Below are 17,056 nucleotides of genomic sequence, written 5' to 3'. Positions count from 1 at the left end.
GCGCATGCCGAAGAAGCTGTACGAGTCGGAACTCATGTCATTGCAGGCGGAACTCGTCGACATGCAGGCCTGGGTGCAGGAGACCGGGGCGCGCGTGGTGGTGCTCTTCGAAGGGCGCGACGCGGCGGGCAAGGGCTCGACCATCAAGCGCGTATCGGAGTACCTCAATGCCCGTGTGACGCGGATCGTGGCGCTGCCCACCCCCAGCGAGCGCGACAGAACCCGCTGGTACTTCCAGCGTTACGTCCCCCACCTGCCGGCTGCGGGCGAAATCGTGCTCATGGACCGGTCGTGGTACAACCGCGCGGGCGTCGAGCGCGTGATGGGCTACTGCACAGACGACCAGTACGAACAGTTCCTGCGGCAGGCTCCTATCTTCGAGCAGATGCTGGTGGAAGACGGCATCCTCCTGCTCAAGTACTGGTTTAGCGTCTCGGACATCGAGCAGGAGAGGCGGTTCCGGTCGCGCGCGGAAGACCCGATGCGGCGGTGGAAGCTCAGCCCGAACGATGTGCTGTCGATCACGAAATGGGAGGATTACTCCCGCGCGAAGGACGTGATGTTCGCGCACACCGACACCCCCGAATCGCCCTGGTACGAGGTCGACAACGAAGACAAGCGCCGGGGGCGGATCAACATGATCGCGCACCTGCTGGGAAAGATCCCGTACGGCCCGGTCGAGCGCGAAGTCGTCGAGATCCCGCCGCGGCCGCCTGCCGGCACGTACGACCGCCCGCCGCAGAAGTTCAGCTCGCACGTGCCCGACTACACGTCCACCCTCGAGGCGCGCAAGGCGGATCGATAGCGCCGAGTAACGGGAAGACTCCCGACCTGGCTACGATTCTCTCGTAGCCATTCTGACGGAAGCCGTAGACGAGCGCGCTGCGGCACCGTCCCGTGCCCGCCTGCGCGCTGCTTCGGCGATCCTGGCTGCGACCGTCGCCATCGCCGCACTGACTGCCGTCATCTTCCTCGTGCGCGCGAGCGGTGACGCAGCGACCGCGTGGCCTCTCTCGTGGGAACTGCAGAACAGCGACAACGGGGTGCTCTTCCAGTACGTCCACGACATGATGACGGGACGCAGCCTCGACTGGAGCTTCTCCCCCCAGGTCTACGTGTTCCCCGAGGTGCCGATCAGCATCATCGCCTACGCCCTCGCCGGGGGCGGGGTGCAGGCGTACTTCGTGTTCGTCGCCGCGATCAACAACGCCGTGCTGTTCCTCGGGGTCTCCCTGCTCGTGCGGCTGATCTACCCCGCCGAGGGTCACTCCTCGTGGCTGTCCCGCGCGGCGATCGCGAGCTTCCCGCTCCTGCTCCTCCCGCTCCTCGGCACGAGCTGGCTGCAGTCGTACCATCTGGCGCCCACCTACTACTTCGGCATGTACCTGCTGGTGCTCGCGGCCCCTTCGTTCTATCTCGTCCGCACGACGAGGTCGCGCGTCCTCCTCGGTGCCGCGATCGTGCTGACCGCAGCATCCAATCCGCTCGCCCTCGTCTTCTGCGTGCCTCCGCTGGCCCTGGTCCTCGTGCTGCGCGGTGTCAAGAACGGGTTCCGCAGCACCTGGCGCCCCGCCGCGATGTCGGCCGCCCTGCTGATCGCGGCCCTCGCGGTGCGGGTCGTCTTCTTCTCGCGGTTGCAGGGCACCTCGCCGCTCGACTACATCGACTACGAGGGCTTCCTGCTGCGGCTGCGCGACCTCGGCCCTCACTTCGCGCTGATGGCGGCGGACGAGACGACCCGCAACGTTCTCATTCTCGGGGCCCTCTGCGCGGTCGCCTGCCTCGTGTTCGCGATCGTGGGGTCGGTGCGCTACCTCCGTGCCGACCGCGCGGCGATTCCGTCCGATCGCACCCTGGTGGGGCTGTACTTCGGCCTGGTGCCGCTGGCGGGCCTCGCGGGCACCGCGATCCTGCTGATCACGCACTACCTGTATGCGTGGCTCGTGCTGATCGCGCCGCTCGTCTTCGCCCTGCTGGCCGTGCCGAGGGCGTGGGTGCCCCGCCTGGTGCCGGTCGGGGCGGCGACGCTGGCGGTCGCAGCGCTGATGACCGGTGCGGTGCCGAATCTCGCCTCCTCCGGCGCCTATTTCGCCGCACGCAGCTCCGAGACCCAGTGCCTCGACGCGAAGCTGCCCGCCGGAGTGGAGGTCGGCTATTCGACGTTCTCCGACGCACGCCGCCTGTCACTGACCTCCGAGCGCCCGTTCCGGCTGATCCAGATCACCGCCGATGCCCAGCCGTCGTACTGGCTGACGAACAGGACCTACGCCAAGACGGAAGGTGGCCAGTTCTTCTACGTCAACGAGCAGGGCGACGAACCCGCCATCGACACCGCTCTGGTGACGAGCCTCTTCGGCGCCGCCGACAGCGGTTTCAGCTGCGGTTCTGGGCAGTCCGTACTGGTGTACAGCGAGCCAGACAAGCTCGCCGCGATCAAGAAGTACTACAACGAGAATCCCGGCACGTAGACCTTCCTCCGCACCTCACCCGAGGATGAGCGAAAGCGTGAAGCTCCACACGCAGATGATCGCGAGCATGCCGAGGCTGTAGCCGATCGAGGCGCGCAGGATCTCGCCTTCCCTCCCGGAGAGGCCGACCGCACCCGCCGCGATCGCGATCGACTGCGGAGAGACGACCTTCGCGGTCGTTCCCCCCGCCGTGTTCGCGGCGATCAGCAGAGCGGGCTGCACGCCGATGCGGTCGGCGGTCGCCACCTGCAGTGGGCCGAACAGGGTGTTGTTGTTGACGACCGACCCCGTCAGGAAGACGCCGATCCAGCCGATGATCGGCGCGAAGAGCGGGAAGAGCGGACCGACCGCAGCCAGGGCGGTGCCGATGCTCGCCGACCCGCCGGAGTAGTTCGCGATATTGGCGAGCACGAGGATCAGCGCGATCAGCACCAGGGCCTGCCAGAGTTCGCGCAGGGTCTCACCCAGCTCGCGCCAGAGATCGGCCCACCGGAGCGAGGGCGTCGTCAGGAACGAGACGATGACGGCGAAGAGGATCGCGGTGCCCGTGGCATTCAGCGGCGTGAAGTCCCAGGTCGCGGCGACGACCGTGCCGCTCGCGGTCGTGACCTCTCCCGTGAGGCCGGGGATGGGGAACTTGAACACGGCTCCCGCCAGCGGCCCGCCGGCGGCGAAGAGCTGCTTGAACCACGGGATGCTCCACACGAGGATGAAGCCCGTCAGGATGTAGAACGGGCTCCAGGCGACGGCGATCTCGCGCACGGAGTGCCGCTCCACCGGCGGTGCCTCGCCGCCGTCCTCGCGGAAGATGTGCTTCGGGCGCCACACCCGCCCGAACACGAAGAGCGCGACCATCGCGGCGAGGCCCGCGCCGAGGTCGGCGAGCTCGGGGCCGAGGAACCAGAGCACACCGGCCTGGACGGCGCTGAACACGATCGTCACCACGAGCGCCGCGGGCCATGTTTCGCGCAGCCCCCGCCATCCGTCGAGGATCATCACGAGCAGGAACGGCACGAGCAGCGTCAGCGGCTGCAGCACCAGCACCATCGTGCGCGACAGTTCCATCACATCGATGCCGGCGACCTGCGCGCCGACGATCACCGGGATGCCGATCGCCCCGTATGCGCCGGCGGCGACGTTCGCGACCAGTGACACCATGGCGGCCTTGACCGGCTTGTAACCGAGCTGCACCAGCAGAGCGGCGCAGATCGCAATGGGCACGCCGAACCCGGCGGCACCCTCGAGGAACGCCCCGAACGCGAAGCTGATGAGCAGCACCTGAATGCGCTGATCGGGAGAGATGCCCGAGATCGAGGCGCGGATGACGTCGAAGCGGCCGCTCGCGACGGCGAGCCGGTACAGCCACACCGCCATCACGATGATGTAGGCGATCGGCCAGACGGCCGTGAGCAGACCGATCAGGCTCGCGCCGGCGACGCCGGATGCCGGCATCCCGAACACGACCACCGCCACGACGACCTCGATCACCACCGCGATGCTCGCCGCGACGATGCCCTTCAGCTTGAAGACCACCAGCAGCAGCAGGAACACGAGGATCGGGATCGCCGCGACGAGCGCCGAGAGCCAGATGCTCCCCAGCGGGTCGATGTTCTGCGTCCACATGGGAGAGCTCCGTCTCGTCGGTCGCGCCGGGGGCGTTCGTGAGCCCTATGCGCCACGTTAGCGAGTCGCGCCGCGCCGCAGGCCCCCGGTGCTCAGTCGCGGACGCGGACCGACAGGCAGGTGACGCAGCCCTCGAGCTTCTCGAACTCCGACACCGGCGTGGTCAGTACCTCCAGCCCCCGGTCGCGGAGGAGGGCCGCAGTGGCGGGCGCATCGGCCGACATGAGCACGGTCTGCTGGTCGAGCACGACCACCGCCGTGCCGTGCGCTTCGGGAACGCCGAGGAAGCGGTCGAACATCGTCGGGTCGTCCACGAGTGGCTCGAAGCCGATGACCGTGCCGTCAGGCAGCGCCGTGATCCCCGACTTGAGGTGCAGCACCTTGGTCACTGGCACCACGACCACGGTCCACCCGCGCGGCTCGAGCGCTGCGCGCAGCTGGGCGATGCCCTCGGCGTTGGTCCGGAGAGACGCTCCGACGTACACCGTCCGCCCGACCTTGAGCACGTCGCCGCCGTCGAGGGTGCCGGGTGCCACGATCTGCACCGCGTCCAGAGCGGATGCTGTCACCACGGCCTGCACCGTCGGCTTCTCACCGCGCCGCGATTCGGCCCCGGCTCGGGCGAGCACGGCCAGATCGTCGAACACGATCAGGGCATCTTCGACGAAGACGCCGTCGGGCTGAGCATCCGCAGCGGGGATCTCGATGATCTCCCACCCGCGGCCGCGGAACACGTCCACGTACTGCTCCCACTGCTCGCGCGCGAAGGCGGGGTCGACGGGAACACGGTCGAGATGCGTCAGTTCACCGTCGGCCAGTGCCGGCGACGGCGGCCTGACGAGCAGGCGTCCCACTCAGGCAGCGTTCGGGTAATCGCGCGCCGGAGCGCCGACGTACAGCTGCTGCGGGCGGCCGATCTTGGTCTGCGGGTCTGACTGCATCTCGCGCCAGTGCGCGAGCCAGCCCGGCAGGCGTCCGATCGCGAACAGCACGGTGAACATGCGCGTCGGGAAGCCCATCGCCTTATAGATGACGCCCGTGTAGAAGTCGACGTTCGGGTAGAGGCGACGCTCCTTGAAGTAGTCGTCCTCCAGCGCGAGCTGCTCGAGTTCTTTCGCGAGGTCCAGCAGCGGGTCGCGCACGCCGAGCGCTTCGAGCACCTCGTCGGCGGATTCCTTGACGAGACGGGCGCGCGGGTCGTAGTTCTTGTAGACCCGGTGGCCGAAGCCCATGAGCTTGACGCCGTCTTCCTTGTTCTTGACGCGCTCGACGAAGCGCTGCACGCTCTCGCCCGAGTCGCGGATGCGCGCGAGCATCTCGAGGACGGCTTCGTTCGCGCCGCCGTGCAGCGGCCCGTAGAGGGCGTTGATCCCGGCGGAGATCGAGGAGAACTGGTTCGCGCCGGTCGAGCCGACCAGCCGAACCGTCGAGGTGGATGCGTTCTGCTCGTGGTCTTCGTGCAGGATCAGCAGCCGCTCGAGCGCCCGCGACATGACCGGGTCGATGTCGTAGATCTCGGACAGCACGCCGAAGTTGAGCTTCAGGAAGTTGTCGACGAAGCCCAGCGAGTTATCGGGATACAGGAATGCCTGCCCGATGCTCTTCTTGTGCGCGTAGGCGGCTATCACCGGCAGCTTCGCGAGCATCCGGATCGTGTTCAGCTCGACGTGCTCCTGGTTGTTCGGGTCGGACTCGCCCTCGTAGTAGGTCGAGAGGGCCGCGGTCGCCGACGACAGCACCGACATGGGATGTGCGGTGGTGGGAAGTGACGAGAAGAAGCGCTTGAGGTCTTCGTGCAAGAGGGTGTGATGGCGGATGCGCTCATCGAACGCCGCGAGCTCGTCAGCGGTCGGCAGCTCGCCGTAGATCAGCAGCCACGCGACCTCGAGGTACGTGCTGTTCTTGGCGAGCTGCTCGATCGGATACCCGCGATAGCGCAGGATGCCCTGATCGCCGTCGATGAAGGTGATCGCGGACTTGGTCGCAGAGGTGTTCACGAACCCGTAGTCCAGCGTCGTATGGCCCGTCTGGCGGGTGAACGTCGAGATGTCGATGCTCGCCGCGCCGTCGGTCGCAGACAGCACGGGGAACTCCGCCGTCCGATCGCCGATGGTCAGGGTGGCCTTCTGCTCGATGTCCGCGTCGCTCACGGCGCCTCCTTGCGATCTCTGGTCGATCCGGGGTGTGGTCGGCCGGCCGGACATGCCGAGAGGGGCGTATCCGAGTACCGTCGCGATGACGGAGGGTGCCCCGCTGGCGCGTCTTTACAGCCTAGCGGGGGTCTCGGCCAACCATCGCACCCGCCAAAGCCCCCGGCATCCGTATGGAGGTAGTGACCTAATCCTGTGCGCTCAGACGCCCGGCGGCGGCCGCGATCCGCTCGTCGGTCGCGGTGAGCGAGAAGCGCACGTGCTCGGGGAAATGACTCCCGTAGAAGTGGCCCGGACCGGCGAGGATACCCAGTCGCGCGAGGCGATCGATGCTCTCCCAGGCGTCTCGCCCCTCGGTCGCCCAGAGGTACAGACCTGCCGTGCTGTGATCGATCCGGAACCCCGCGGCCTCCACGGCCGGCTTCAGCACCGCGCGGCGGCGACGGTACAGCTCCTTCTGGGCTGCGACGTGCGCGTCATCGCCCAGAGCGGCGATCATCGCGGCCTGCACCGGGGCCGGTGCCATCAAGCCGAGGTGCTTTCGCGCCGTGAGCAGCCGCTCGACGAGCGTCGGATCACCGGCGAGGAATGCGGCGCGATAGCCGGCGAGGTTGGACTGCTTGCTGAGCGAGTACACCGAGAGGATGCCGCGCGTGTCGTCGTCGGTGATGTCGGGCCGCAGGATGCTGGGCACGGGCTCGTGGGCCCACTGCGCCTCCCAGCCGAGCTCGGCATAGCACTCGTCCGACGCGATGACGGCGCCCAACTCGCGTGCGCGGGCCACCGCGTGGCGGAGGGATGCGGCATCCCACACCCGCCCGTCCGGGTTGCCCGGCGAATTGATCCAGATCAGCTTCGTGCCGGCGGGCCATCGGGCGGGGTCGTCGATCGCAACGCGCGTCGCACCGGTCAGCCGCGCCCCGACCTCGTAGGTGGGATACGCCGCACGCGGATGCACGACGATGTCGTCCGTTCCGAGATCCAGCAGCAACGGGAGCAGCGCCACCAGCTCTTTCGAGCCGATCGTGGGAAGCACGTGGGCCGGAGTGAGCCCGGGCACGTCGCGGCGGCGCGCGTACCACCCGGCGATCGCTTCGCGCAGGGCCGGTGTGCCCACCGTCTGGGGATAGGCGTGCGCGTCGGTAGCAGCCCTCAGCGCGCGTGCGACGACGTCGGGCGTCGGATCGACGGGTGAGCCGATCGACAGGTCGACGATGCCGTCCGGGTGCGAGCGGGCGAGCTCGGCGTAGGGAGCGACCGCGTCCCAGGGATAGTCAGCGAGGTCGGAGACGCCCATCTCAGATGGGCCGGATTCCGGTCACTCGCCCTGCGGCGGAAGCGCCGCGATGACCGGGTGGTCGTAGTGGATCACGCCGACTTTGGCCGCACCGCCCGGCGAACCCACCTCGTCGAAGAATTCGACGTTCGCCTTGTAGTAGTCCGACCACTCTTCGGGCAGGTCGTCCTCGTAGTAGATCGCCTCGACGGGGCACACCGGTTCGCAGGCGCCGCAGTCCACGCACTCGTCAGGGTGGATGTAGAGCGACCGGTCTCCCTCGTAGATGCAGTCGACCGGGCACTCGTCGATGCAGGCGCGGTCCTTCACATCGACGCACGGAAGGGCAATCACATACGTCACGGATTCAGTCTAGTTCCGCTCGAACCGAGCTCGGGGCCGCGGCCGACACCGAGCTCGTCGGGTGTCACGGCCGCTTCGGCGTCCTTGCGGCGGATGCCCGAGAGGTCGGGCCACGCCACCACGACGGCGACGAGCACCGGGACAGCGATCGTCCAGACCACGCCCACCGGGAACGCGTCCGCGGCGCTGGCGGGAACGATCACCGATCCGCCGGGGCCGCGACCGGAGAACACGAGCGTCGTGAGCATCATGCCGAGGCCGGTGGCCAGCGCCGCCCAGCGATCGGATGTGAGAAGACGGACGGCAGCCAGCAGCGCGGCGCTGCCGATGATCGCGAGGATGAGCCCGAGCGGGAACCACCCGAGCAGGTACGACTGCGCGATCGTGCCGGCCAGCCCGTACACGCCGCCGACGATGAGCGCGATGATCCACGAGCCGAACCGAGACCAGGAGAATGTCACGGCGTCAGTCTAGGTCGCGGGCCGTCGACGAGCCTGAGAAGCGGCGGCGCGGAGCTCAGGAGGCCAGGCCCCACAGCCGCAGGAGGGCGGCGACGACCGCGGCGGCGATCACCACGACGAGGAACGGGGCGCGAAGCAGCAGGAGGCCGGCGGCGACCAGCAGCGCCGGGATGCGGGCGTCCACGACGATCTCCTGACCGGAGGCCAGGGTCTGCACCCCGACGAGCGCGGCCAGGAGCGCGACGGTGAGCAGGTCGGCGATCCGGGCGGGGCGGGGCGCCTCCAGCAGCCTCGGCGGCACGAGGTAGCCGAGCGCCTTGAGCGCGACGCAGATGCTCGAGGCGAGGAGGATGGCGGTCCAGAGGGTCACGGCAGCCCCTCCCGCTCGGGCACATCGTCGGGCTCATCTTCGGGCCGATCATCGCCCGGCAAGTACGTGCCGGAGTCGAGGGTACGGCGCCCCAGCCAGTTGAACCAGCCGACGACGATCGCCACGACGGCGGCGACCAGCACGGGAACGCCCGGCATCAGCACCGGCGTCAGCACCACCGCGACGACGGCGGCGGCCACGCCGACCGCGATCGCCTGCAGCCGGCGCAGTCGCGGCCAGAGCAGTGCGAGGAATGCGGCGGCGGCCGCAGCATCCAATCCATACGCACGCGGATCGCCCAGCACGTCGCCGAGCAGCCCACCGGCGAGCGTCGAGAGGTTCCAGCCGACGTAGATGCCGAGGCCGGTCACCCAGAAACCGACGGTGCGTGCCTTCGGCGTGGTCTGCGCCAGCGAGACCGCCGTCGACTCGTCGATCGTGAACTGCGCCGCCGCTGCGCGTCGCCACACGCCCGCGCCGATGACCGGCGACATGCGGATGCCGTACGCGACGTTGCGCACGCCCAGGAGCGACGCCGATGCGACCGCCGAGGGAAGTGCGAGCAGACCGCCGGCGCTGAAGACCCCGACGAACGCGAACTGCGACCCGCCGGTGAACATGAACAGGCTCAGCACGCAGGTCTGCCAGATGTCGAGGCCCGATGCCACGGCCAGCGCACCGAACGAGATTCCGTAGGCGCTCGTGGCCAGCGCCACGCCCAGCCCCGACCGCGCAGCGCGCCGCGCGGAGCGGTCGGGCTCTGCGGGGCTCGGGCGCGACATCACCGCCCGAGCCTACCGAGCGGGTGCTGCGGCCCTACGGGTCCGATCCGACATCGGTGGCCGCTTTCCTGCCACCGCAATGCACCCTCGACCTTCGTAGTGCACCCTCGACCTTCGGAGTGCACCCTCGACCTTCGGAGTGCACCCTCGACCGAGGGTGCATTGCGGGAACCGAGGGTGCATTGCGGGAACCGAGGGTGCACTACGAGAACCGAGGGTGCACTGCGAGAAGGGCGGGTCAGGCGCTCGCGTTTGCGTCCTGGCGCTTCAGCCGGGCCGTAGCGCGGGCGCGCTCGGTAGCGTCGAGGTTCACCTTGCGGATGCGCACGATCTCGGGGGTGACCTCGACGCACTCGTCTTCACGGGCGAACTCGAGGCTCTCCTCGAGCGAGAGCTGGCGCGACGGCGTCATCGACTCGAACGTGTCGGAGGTCGACTGACGCATGTTGGTCAGTTTCTTCTCTTTCGTGATGTTCACGTCCATGTCGTCGTTGCGCGAGTTCTCGCCGATGACCATGCCTTCGTAGACCTCCTGCGTCGGCTGCACGAAGAACGACATGCGCTCCTGCAGGGCGATGATCGCGAAGGGGGTGACCACACCTGTGCGGTCGGCGACGATCGAGCCGTTCTGGCGCGTGACGATCTGGCCGGCCCACGGCTCGTAGCCGTGCGAGATCGCGTTGGCGATTCCTGTGCCGCGGGTCGTCGTGAGGAACTCGGTGCGGAACCCGATCAGGCCGCGCGAGGGAACGATGAACTCCATGCGCACCCAGCCGGTGCCGTGGTTGGTCATGTTCTCCATGCGGCCGCGACGGGTCGCCAGCAGCTGCGTGATCGCGCCGAGATACTCCTCGGGTGCGTCGATGGTCAGGTGCTCGAACGGCTCGTACGTCTTGCCGTCGACCTTCTTCGTGACCACCTGGGGCTTGCCGACGGTCAGCTCGAAGCCTTCGCGACGCATGTTCTCGACGAGGATCGCCAGCGCGAGCTCGCCGCGGCCCTGCACCTCCCACGCGTCGGGGCGTCCGATGTCGACGACCTTGAGCGAGACGTTTCCGATCAGCTCGCGGTCGAGGCGGTCCTTCACCAGGCGCGCGGTGAGCTTGTGGCCCTTGACCTTGCCGGCGAGCGGCGAGGTGTTGGTGCCGATCGTCATCGAGATGGCCGGGTCATCGACGTGGATCTGCGGAAGCGGACGCACGTCATCGGGATCGGCGATCGTCTCTCCGATCGTGATGTCGGGGAAGCCGGCGATCGCGACGATGTCGCCGGGGGCAGCGCTCTCGGCGGGGTAGCGCTCGAGGGCGCGGGTCTTCAGGAGCTCGGTGATCCGCGCGTTGCTCGTGGTGCCGTCGGCTCGCACCCACGCCACGGTCTGGCCCTTCTTCAGCGTGCCGTTGAAGACGCGCAGGAGAGCGAGGCGGCCGAGGAAGGGGCTCGAGTCGAGGTTCGTGACCCATGCCTGCAGCGGGGCCTCGTCGTCGTACGACGGAGCGGGCACGTGCTCGAGGATCGCCTCGAACAACGGCTCGAGGTCGTCATTGTCGGGCAGTTCGCCGTTCGCGGGACGGTTGCGGGATGCTGCCCCCGCACGCCCGCTCGCATACACGACCGGCACGTCCAGCAGTGCGTCGACATCGAGGTCGGGCACGTCATCGACGAGGTCGGACGCGAGCCCCAGGAGCAGGTCGTGCGACTCCTCCTCGACCTCGGCGATGCGCGCGTCAGGGCGGTCGGTCTTGTTCACCAGGAGGATGACGGGGAGCTTGGCCTCGAGGGCCTTGCGGAGCACGAAGCGCGTCTGCGGGAGCGGACCCTCGCTCGCGTCCACGAGCAGGACGACGCCGTCGACCATCGACAGGCCGCGCTCGACCTCGCCGCCGAAGTCGGCGTGACCGGGCGTGTCGATGACGTTGATCGTCACCGGGCCCTCGGTGGCGTGCGCGCCCTTGTAGGTGATCGCCGTGTTCTTGGCGAGGATCGTGATGCCCTTCTCGCGCTCGAGGTCGTTCGAGTCCATCGCGCGCTCATCGACGTGCGCGTGCTCGCCGAACGAGCCGGTCTGGCGCAGCATGGCGTCGACGAGCGTCGTCTTGCCGTGGTCGACGTGGGCAACGATCGCGACGTTGCGGAGGTCTGAACGGTGGGCGCGCGCCATGAAAGGTCCTTGCAGATTGGGGATTCGCCCGGAGAAGGGCATCTCCATTCTACTCGGTCGTGCCTGACCGACTCCCGAGGGCGGCCGCGGCCCGGCGTTGGGCCCGGTCTTGCGCCGCCGTGATGCCCGAATGGCGCGGGGGTCAGGCCGCCCCGTCGGCGCGCTCCGCGGCGGCGGTAGCCGCAGCGTCGGCCTCGAGCAGGGCAGCACGCGCCTCGCGACGCACGCGCTGCTCGGCGGGGTCGGGGATCGGCACGGCGGCGATGAGCCGCTGCGTGTACGGCTCCTTCGGCGCGCGCAGGATTTGGCCCGTGGCGCCCTGCTCAACGATGTGCCCCTTGCTCATCACGATGATCCGGTCGGCGAGCGTGTCGACGACGGCCAGGTCGTGGCTGATGAACAGGCATGCGAACCCGAGGTCGCGCTGCAGACGCTTGAGCAGCTCCAGCACCGTCGCCTGGACGGAGACGTCCAGTGCCGAGGTCGGCTCGTCGGCGATCAGCAGCTTGGGCTCGAGAGCGAGTGCGCGGGCGATGCCGATGCGCTGCTTCTGGCCACCCGACAGCTCGTGCGGATAGCGGCTGCGATACGCCCGAGGCAGCTCGACAGCATCCAGCAGTTCCTGCACGCGACGATCGAGCGCTCGGCCCTTCGCCTCACCGGCCAGCAGCAGCGGCTCGCCGATCGACTGACCGACGGGCAGGCGAGGGTTCAACGACGACGACGGGTCTTGAAAGACGATTCCGACGTCTTTGTGCACCTTGTGCAGCAGACGGCGGTCGGCTTTGGAGATGTCGTGGCCGACGACGTATGCCTTCCCCTCGGCGATCGGCAGCAGCCCGATCGCCGCGCGACCCACGGTCGTCTTGCCCGAACCCGACTCGCCCACGAGGCCGGTGACCTCGCCCGCGTAGATCGCGAAGTTCGCGTGCTCCACGGCGCGGAACGCCGGGACGCGGCCGTGCTTGGGGTAGTCGATCGCGACATCCTCGAACTGCAGCACGGGTGCGCCGAGACCTGCGCGGCGCTGGGCATCCGCCTCGGCGGCGACCTCGGCGAGCCGGAGCGAGCTCGTGTCGCCGCTGAGGGCCGCCGTGGTGTCGATCACCTCGTCGCCGCCGTCGCCGATGCGCGGAACTGCTGCCAGCAGCTGCTGGGTGTACGGATGCTGCGGAGCGGCGAAGACCGCCTCCACCGTGCCGCGCTCGACGATGACGCCCTGACGCATCACGACGATGTCGTCGGCGAGGTCTGCGACGACGCCCATGTCGTGCGTGATCAGGAGGATCGCCGAGTCGAGGCGGTGGCGCAGGTCGCGCATCAGGTCGAGGATCTCGGCCTGGACGGTCACATCGAGCGCCGTCGTCGGCTCATCGGCGATCAGCAGCCACGGGTCGCACGAGATGGACTGGGCGATCATGGCGCGCTGGCGCTGACCGCCGGAGAGCTGGTGGGGGTAGGAGTTGTACGCCTTGAGCGGGTCGGGCAGCTCGACGAGGTCGAGCAGCTCGAGCGCGCGGGCCTTGGCTTGGCTCGGCGTCATTCCGAAGTGGACTCGCAGCGTCTCGACGATCTGGAAGCCGACCGTGTAGACCGGGTTGAGTGCGGTCATCGGCTCCTGGAAGATCACAGCGATCTCGCTGCCTCGGACGCGCCGCAGTTCGTCGGCCTTGAGGCCCATGATCTCGCGACCGGCGAGCTTGACGCTGCCGCCGATGCGCGCGTTGCCCGGCAGGAGGCCGAGCATCGCCATCGAGCTCGCGCTCTTGCCCGAGCCCGACTCACCCACGATCGCCAGAGCCTTGCCCGCTTCGACGGAGTAGTTCAGGTCTTTCGCGGCGGGAACCCAGTAGTTGTCGACGGCGAAGTCGACCGAGAGGCCGTTCACCTCGAGAAGGGGTCCGGCGTAGCCGTCGCGCCCGCGCAGCTGGTTCATCGGTCGTTCCTGACGTCGTGCACTGGGAGGATGGAGGGATGAGCGACACCGGCGAGATCGTGCTGCACTCGCGGTTCAACCGCATCATGGCGATCGTGTGCTGGGTCGCTGCCGCGCTGATCCTCATCGCGGCGGCCACCAGCGTCGACCTGCGCTTCGTCTGGATCTACCCGGCCGCGGCGCTCATCGCGTTCCTCGCGTGGGTGGCGCTGTGGCGCCCCTACGTAGGCGTCGACGATGACGGGGTCACCCTTCAGAACGTGAGCCATCGGGTGCTCGTGCCGTGGCCCGCGCTCATCCACGTCGACACCCGCTACGCGCTGACGCTGCACACGCCCGGGCAGAAGTTCGTCGCCTGGGCGGCGCCTGCTCCCGGCGCGCTCTCCAGCGCGGTGGCGGGCCGGCGTGCGGTCAATCGCGAGGCCAAGGCCGCCGGCGCGGTGCTGCGACCGGGCGACCTGCTCGGCACCGAATCCGGCGACGCGGCCACCGTGGTCCGCGAGCAGTGGCAGCGTCGCGTCGAGAGCAACAGCATCCCTGCGGGGATGGCGGACGACATCGCGGTCACACGCGACTGGAACATCACGGCCGGTGCCGTGGTGGCCGTGCTGATCGTGGCGACCGGCTGGGCGCTGGCCACCACGGCCTGAGCGGAGCGCGACCGTCATCGGTCATCCTCTGCACGGGAGGCCTCGGTGGAGGGATCCTGGCTGGACACACCCGAGCTCGACGCCACACCGGAGCGCCCCATCGTCGGGCCCTCGGGCACATCGGACGAGGTGCTCGAGATCACGACGGCGTCGGGCGGGAGGTCTTTGACGCGGCGCTTGACGATGCGCTTCTGACGCGGATCGAAAGCGTCGCGGAGGCCGTCGCCGACGAAGTTCACCAGCAGCGCGAGCGTCACGATGAATACGGCCGGCCACCAGAACAGCCACGGACGCGTCTGGAACGCCGACTCGTTCTGGCTGATCAGCAGCCCCAGCGACACCTCGGGAGATTTGACTCCGTATCCGAGGAACGACAGCGACGTCTCCAGGATGATCGCCGCGGCGATGAGCAGGGTGGTCGAGACGATCACGACACCGGTCGCGTTGGGGAGGATGTGCCGGAAGATGATGCGCATATCGGATGCTCCGGCTACCCTGGCGGCTTCGACGAACTCCCGTTCGCGCAGCGTCAGGAACTCCGCGCGCACCAGGCGTGCGATTCCGGTCCAGGCGACGAAGCCGAGGAACACCGCGAGCGTTGCCGGCCCGAGGCCGCCGACGGCAGTACCGACGACGGCACCGATGACGATGATCGGGATGACGATGACGATGTCGGTGATGCGCATGAGGACGGCATCCACCCACCCGCGGTAGTAGCCGGAGATCGCACCGATCACGACGCCGATGAAGGCGGCGATCAGGCCGATGATGAACATGATGTACGCGGAGTTCAACAGACCCCGCATCGTCATGGCGAAGTAGTCCTTGCCGACGTTGTTCTGACCGAACGGGTGGTCGCCCCACGCGAGGCCGGCGCCCCCGAGCCACTCCGGGATGATCGACAGCGTCGGCGCGCCGCCGTTCTGGGGCGGGAGCAGCTCGGTGTAGCTGTACTTCCACCATCCGGGCAGGCCGAAGAACCCGACCGCGGATGCGGCGAACGCGATGATCAGCACGAACAGGATCATGCTCACCAGCGCCGGCTTGTGCGATAGGAAGCGCTTGAGGATCAGCCGGCCCTGGCTGACTCCCTTGTCTTCGGCGGCGAGAACCGTCGGGCCGCCATCGGCCGGGGTGCCCGGTGCCTCGAGGCTCGGATTGATGGGAATGGTCATCAGTTGGCCCGCACTCTCGGGTCGAGCGCCGAGTAGGCGAGGTCCGCAAGGAAGTTGAAGGTGATCGCGAAGACCGCGACCACGACGAAGTACGCCATCACGGGATTCGGATCGCCGGCGGTGAGGCCGGCGTTGAACAGGGCACCCATGCCCGAGAACGCGAAGATCCGCTCCGTGATGATCGCGCCGCCGATCAGACCTCCGACGTCGGCTGCGACGATCGTCGTGATCGGGATGAGCGAGTTGCGGAACGCGTGGCGCACCACCACGGTGCGCTCGGGCAGGCCCTTGGCGCGTGCCGTGCGGATGTAGTCCTGGTTGAGCACCTCGAGCATCCCGCCGCGCGCGTAGCGCGTGTAGCCGGCGAACGAGATCAGCATGAGGCTGACCGTCGGCAGCAGCAGGTGGGTGAAGGTGTCGGTGGCCTGGATCCAGAAGTCACCCTGCAGGTTCGGGGTGGCCGAGCCCACCGTCGCGATCGGGCGCCCGTTGATCCGAGGATTGGTGATGTACGAGTTCCAGTTGCGCATGAACTGGTCGAGGATGATGACGCCCATGCCGAGCAGACCGGTGAACGCACCGATGCGCATCGCCTGACCCTTGTCGTGCTCACCCAGCAGCCAGCCGGCGAGCAGGCCGACGCCGATCGCGACGATGAACAGCAGGACGATCCCCGACCCGTCCATCGACGGGAGGAACGGCTGGAGCGCGAAGTATCCCGCCGCCAGGACGATCACCGTCGCGCCGCCTGTGCGCCAGGCGAATCGCGACGTGGGCCCGGCGATCAGCAGCACCATGCCCGCACCGAATGCCACGATCAGCAGCGGCGAGAGGATCGGTCCGAGCGAGGGATTGAGGAACCATTCCGTGACCGACATGAGGTACATGAGCAGGCCGGTGACAAGGAGCGACGCGACGAAGACCACCAGGCGTCTCTGCCGGTTGCCTCCGATGATCGCCTGCCAGAAGAGCCCGGCGACGATCGAGAAGATGATGATGACGGCCCACGAGAAGACCGGGTCGACCAGCCAGTCGTTGAATCCGATGGCAACGAAGACCTTCAGCAGCACACCCATGAGGAACGAGGGCAGCGAGTAGAGGAAGAAGCTCGCGAACGTGAACGTGTAGTCGACGGCGCTGTACTGACGCAGGGCCGAGACGATGCCGATCGTGATGCCGAGCACGATCGCGAGGATCGTGGCGCCGGTGACCAGCTGGAGGGTGGAGCCGACCGCACGGGCCAGGAGCACCTGGACATCCTGGTTCTGGATCGTGACACCGAGGTCGCAACCCGCGAACGGGACGACGCAGCGGGCAGCGCCGCCGAGCCAGTTCAGCCACCGGAGGAAGACGGGCTGATCGAGATGCAGCCACTGGATCCGCTGGAGGATCAGCTGCTCCTTGTTGGGACTGCTGGACGCGTAGAGCTCGTCGAGTGGGTTCTTCGACCACGCGACCAGGACATACATGAGCAACGACGCCGCGATCAGGATGAGGATCGAAACTCCGATGCGCCGAAGGACGTAGCTAAGCACTGGGCTGCCCCTTCATGGACAAAAGCTACCAGTCGACCGCACGGAGGGCTCGGGTCTCGAGTGCGCGGGGCCGCTGGGCTGGGAAGCTGGCATGCGCGTGGGGCGCCGG

At 68.2% G+C, this 17,056-nt stretch carries 15 protein-coding genes; 3 read left to right on the top strand and 12 right to left on the bottom strand.

What is annotated here, in order from left to right; translation table 11 throughout:
* The first annotated feature begins 4 nt into the window (after positions 1-4).
* On the top strand, positions 5-805 hold the full coding sequence (gene ppk2, locus ACFE6Z_RS01180) for a polyphosphate kinase 2 (RefSeq protein WP_375384626.1): 801 nt from the start codon (positions 5-7) through the stop codon (positions 803-805).
* A gap of 169 nt (positions 806-974) precedes the next feature.
* The gene (locus ACFE6Z_RS01175) at positions 975-2,468 is read left to right on the top strand and encodes a hypothetical protein (RefSeq protein WP_375383863.1); all 1,494 of its coding nucleotides are present in this window, start codon (positions 975-977) and stop codon (positions 2,466-2,468) included.
* A gap of 15 nt (positions 2,469-2,483) precedes the next feature.
* On the opposite strand, the gene ACFE6Z_RS01170 is transcribed toward ACFE6Z_RS01175, so the two are convergent.
* The 10 genes from ACFE6Z_RS01170 to ACFE6Z_RS01125 form a co-directional block, all read right to left on the bottom strand.
* Complete coding sequence (locus ACFE6Z_RS01170) at positions 2,484-4,091, bottom strand: L-lactate permease (RefSeq protein ID WP_375383862.1); 1,608 nt, start codon at positions 4,089-4,091, stop codon at positions 2,484-2,486.
* Between the two features lie 92 nt (positions 4,092-4,183).
* Positions 4,184-4,945 (bottom strand): dimethylargininase, encoded by a 762-nt coding sequence (ddaH, locus tag ACFE6Z_RS01165; protein ID WP_375383861.1) that lies wholly within the window; start codon positions 4,943-4,945, stop codon positions 4,184-4,186.
* The gene (locus ACFE6Z_RS01160) at positions 4,946-6,241 is read right to left on the bottom strand and encodes a citrate synthase (protein ID WP_375383860.1); all 1,296 of its coding nucleotides are present in this window, start codon (positions 6,239-6,241) and stop codon (positions 4,946-4,948) included.
* A gap of 187 nt (positions 6,242-6,428) precedes the next feature.
* Entirely contained in the window at positions 6,429-7,538 is a 1,110-nt protein-coding gene (dapC, locus tag ACFE6Z_RS01155) for a succinyldiaminopimelate transaminase (RefSeq protein ID WP_375383859.1), read from the bottom strand.
* A gap of 21 nt (positions 7,539-7,559) precedes the next feature.
* Complete coding sequence (fdxA, locus tag ACFE6Z_RS01150) at positions 7,560-7,880, bottom strand: ferredoxin (RefSeq protein ID WP_375383858.1); 321 nt, start codon at positions 7,878-7,880, stop codon at positions 7,560-7,562.
* The gene (locus ACFE6Z_RS01145; protein ID WP_375383857.1) at positions 7,877-8,341 is read right to left on the bottom strand and encodes a DUF6113 family protein; all 465 of its coding nucleotides are present in this window, start codon (positions 8,339-8,341) and stop codon (positions 7,877-7,879) included. Before ACFE6Z_RS01145 ends, fdxA begins: the two co-directional genes overlap by 4 nt.
* Before the next feature lie 55 nt (positions 8,342-8,396).
* Entirely contained in the window at positions 8,397-8,711 is a 315-nt protein-coding gene (locus ACFE6Z_RS01140; protein WP_375383856.1) for an AzlD domain-containing protein, read from the bottom strand.
* Complete coding sequence (locus ACFE6Z_RS01135; RefSeq protein WP_375384625.1) at positions 8,708-9,493, bottom strand: AzlC family ABC transporter permease; 786 nt, start codon at positions 9,491-9,493, stop codon at positions 8,708-8,710. Before ACFE6Z_RS01135 ends, ACFE6Z_RS01140 begins: the two co-directional genes overlap by 4 nt.
* A 238-nt stretch (positions 9,494-9,731) precedes the next feature.
* The gene (typA, locus tag ACFE6Z_RS01130; protein WP_375383855.1) at positions 9,732-11,651 is read right to left on the bottom strand and encodes a translational GTPase TypA; all 1,920 of its coding nucleotides are present in this window, start codon (positions 11,649-11,651) and stop codon (positions 9,732-9,734) included.
* 142 nt (positions 11,652-11,793) lie between these two features.
* Positions 11,794-13,587 carry an ABC transporter ATP-binding protein gene (locus tag ACFE6Z_RS01125; RefSeq protein ID WP_375383854.1) on the bottom strand — a complete coding sequence of 598 codons (1,794 nt, stop codon included), beginning with the start codon at positions 13,585-13,587 and terminating at the stop codon, positions 11,794-11,796.
* Positions 13,588-13,625: 38 nt separating this feature from the next.
* Between ACFE6Z_RS01125 and ACFE6Z_RS01120 the strand changes: the two genes are divergently transcribed.
* The gene (locus ACFE6Z_RS01120; RefSeq protein ID WP_375383853.1) at positions 13,626-14,237 is read left to right on the top strand and encodes a PH domain-containing protein; all 612 of its coding nucleotides are present in this window, start codon (positions 13,626-13,628) and stop codon (positions 14,235-14,237) included.
* Positions 14,238-14,251: 14 nt separating this feature from the next.
* Here ACFE6Z_RS01120 and ACFE6Z_RS01115 read toward each other — a convergent pair whose 3' ends face one another.
* A complete protein-coding gene (locus tag ACFE6Z_RS01115) occupies positions 14,252-15,412 on the bottom strand; it encodes an ABC transporter permease (RefSeq protein WP_375383852.1) in 1,161 nt (386 codons plus the stop codon).
* Entirely contained in the window at positions 15,412-16,947 is a 1,536-nt protein-coding gene (locus ACFE6Z_RS01110) for an ABC transporter permease (protein WP_375383851.1), read from the bottom strand. The genes ACFE6Z_RS01115 and ACFE6Z_RS01110 overlap by 1 nt, the downstream gene beginning before the upstream one ends.
* Positions 16,948-17,056: the final 109 nt, after the last annotated feature.

The sequence above is a fragment of the uncultured Microbacterium sp. genome (assembly GCF_964244775.1).
Classification (GTDB): Bacteria; Actinomycetota; Actinomycetes; order Actinomycetales; family Microbacteriaceae; genus Microbacterium.
This window is presented reverse-complemented; position numbering and strand designations above follow the sequence as displayed.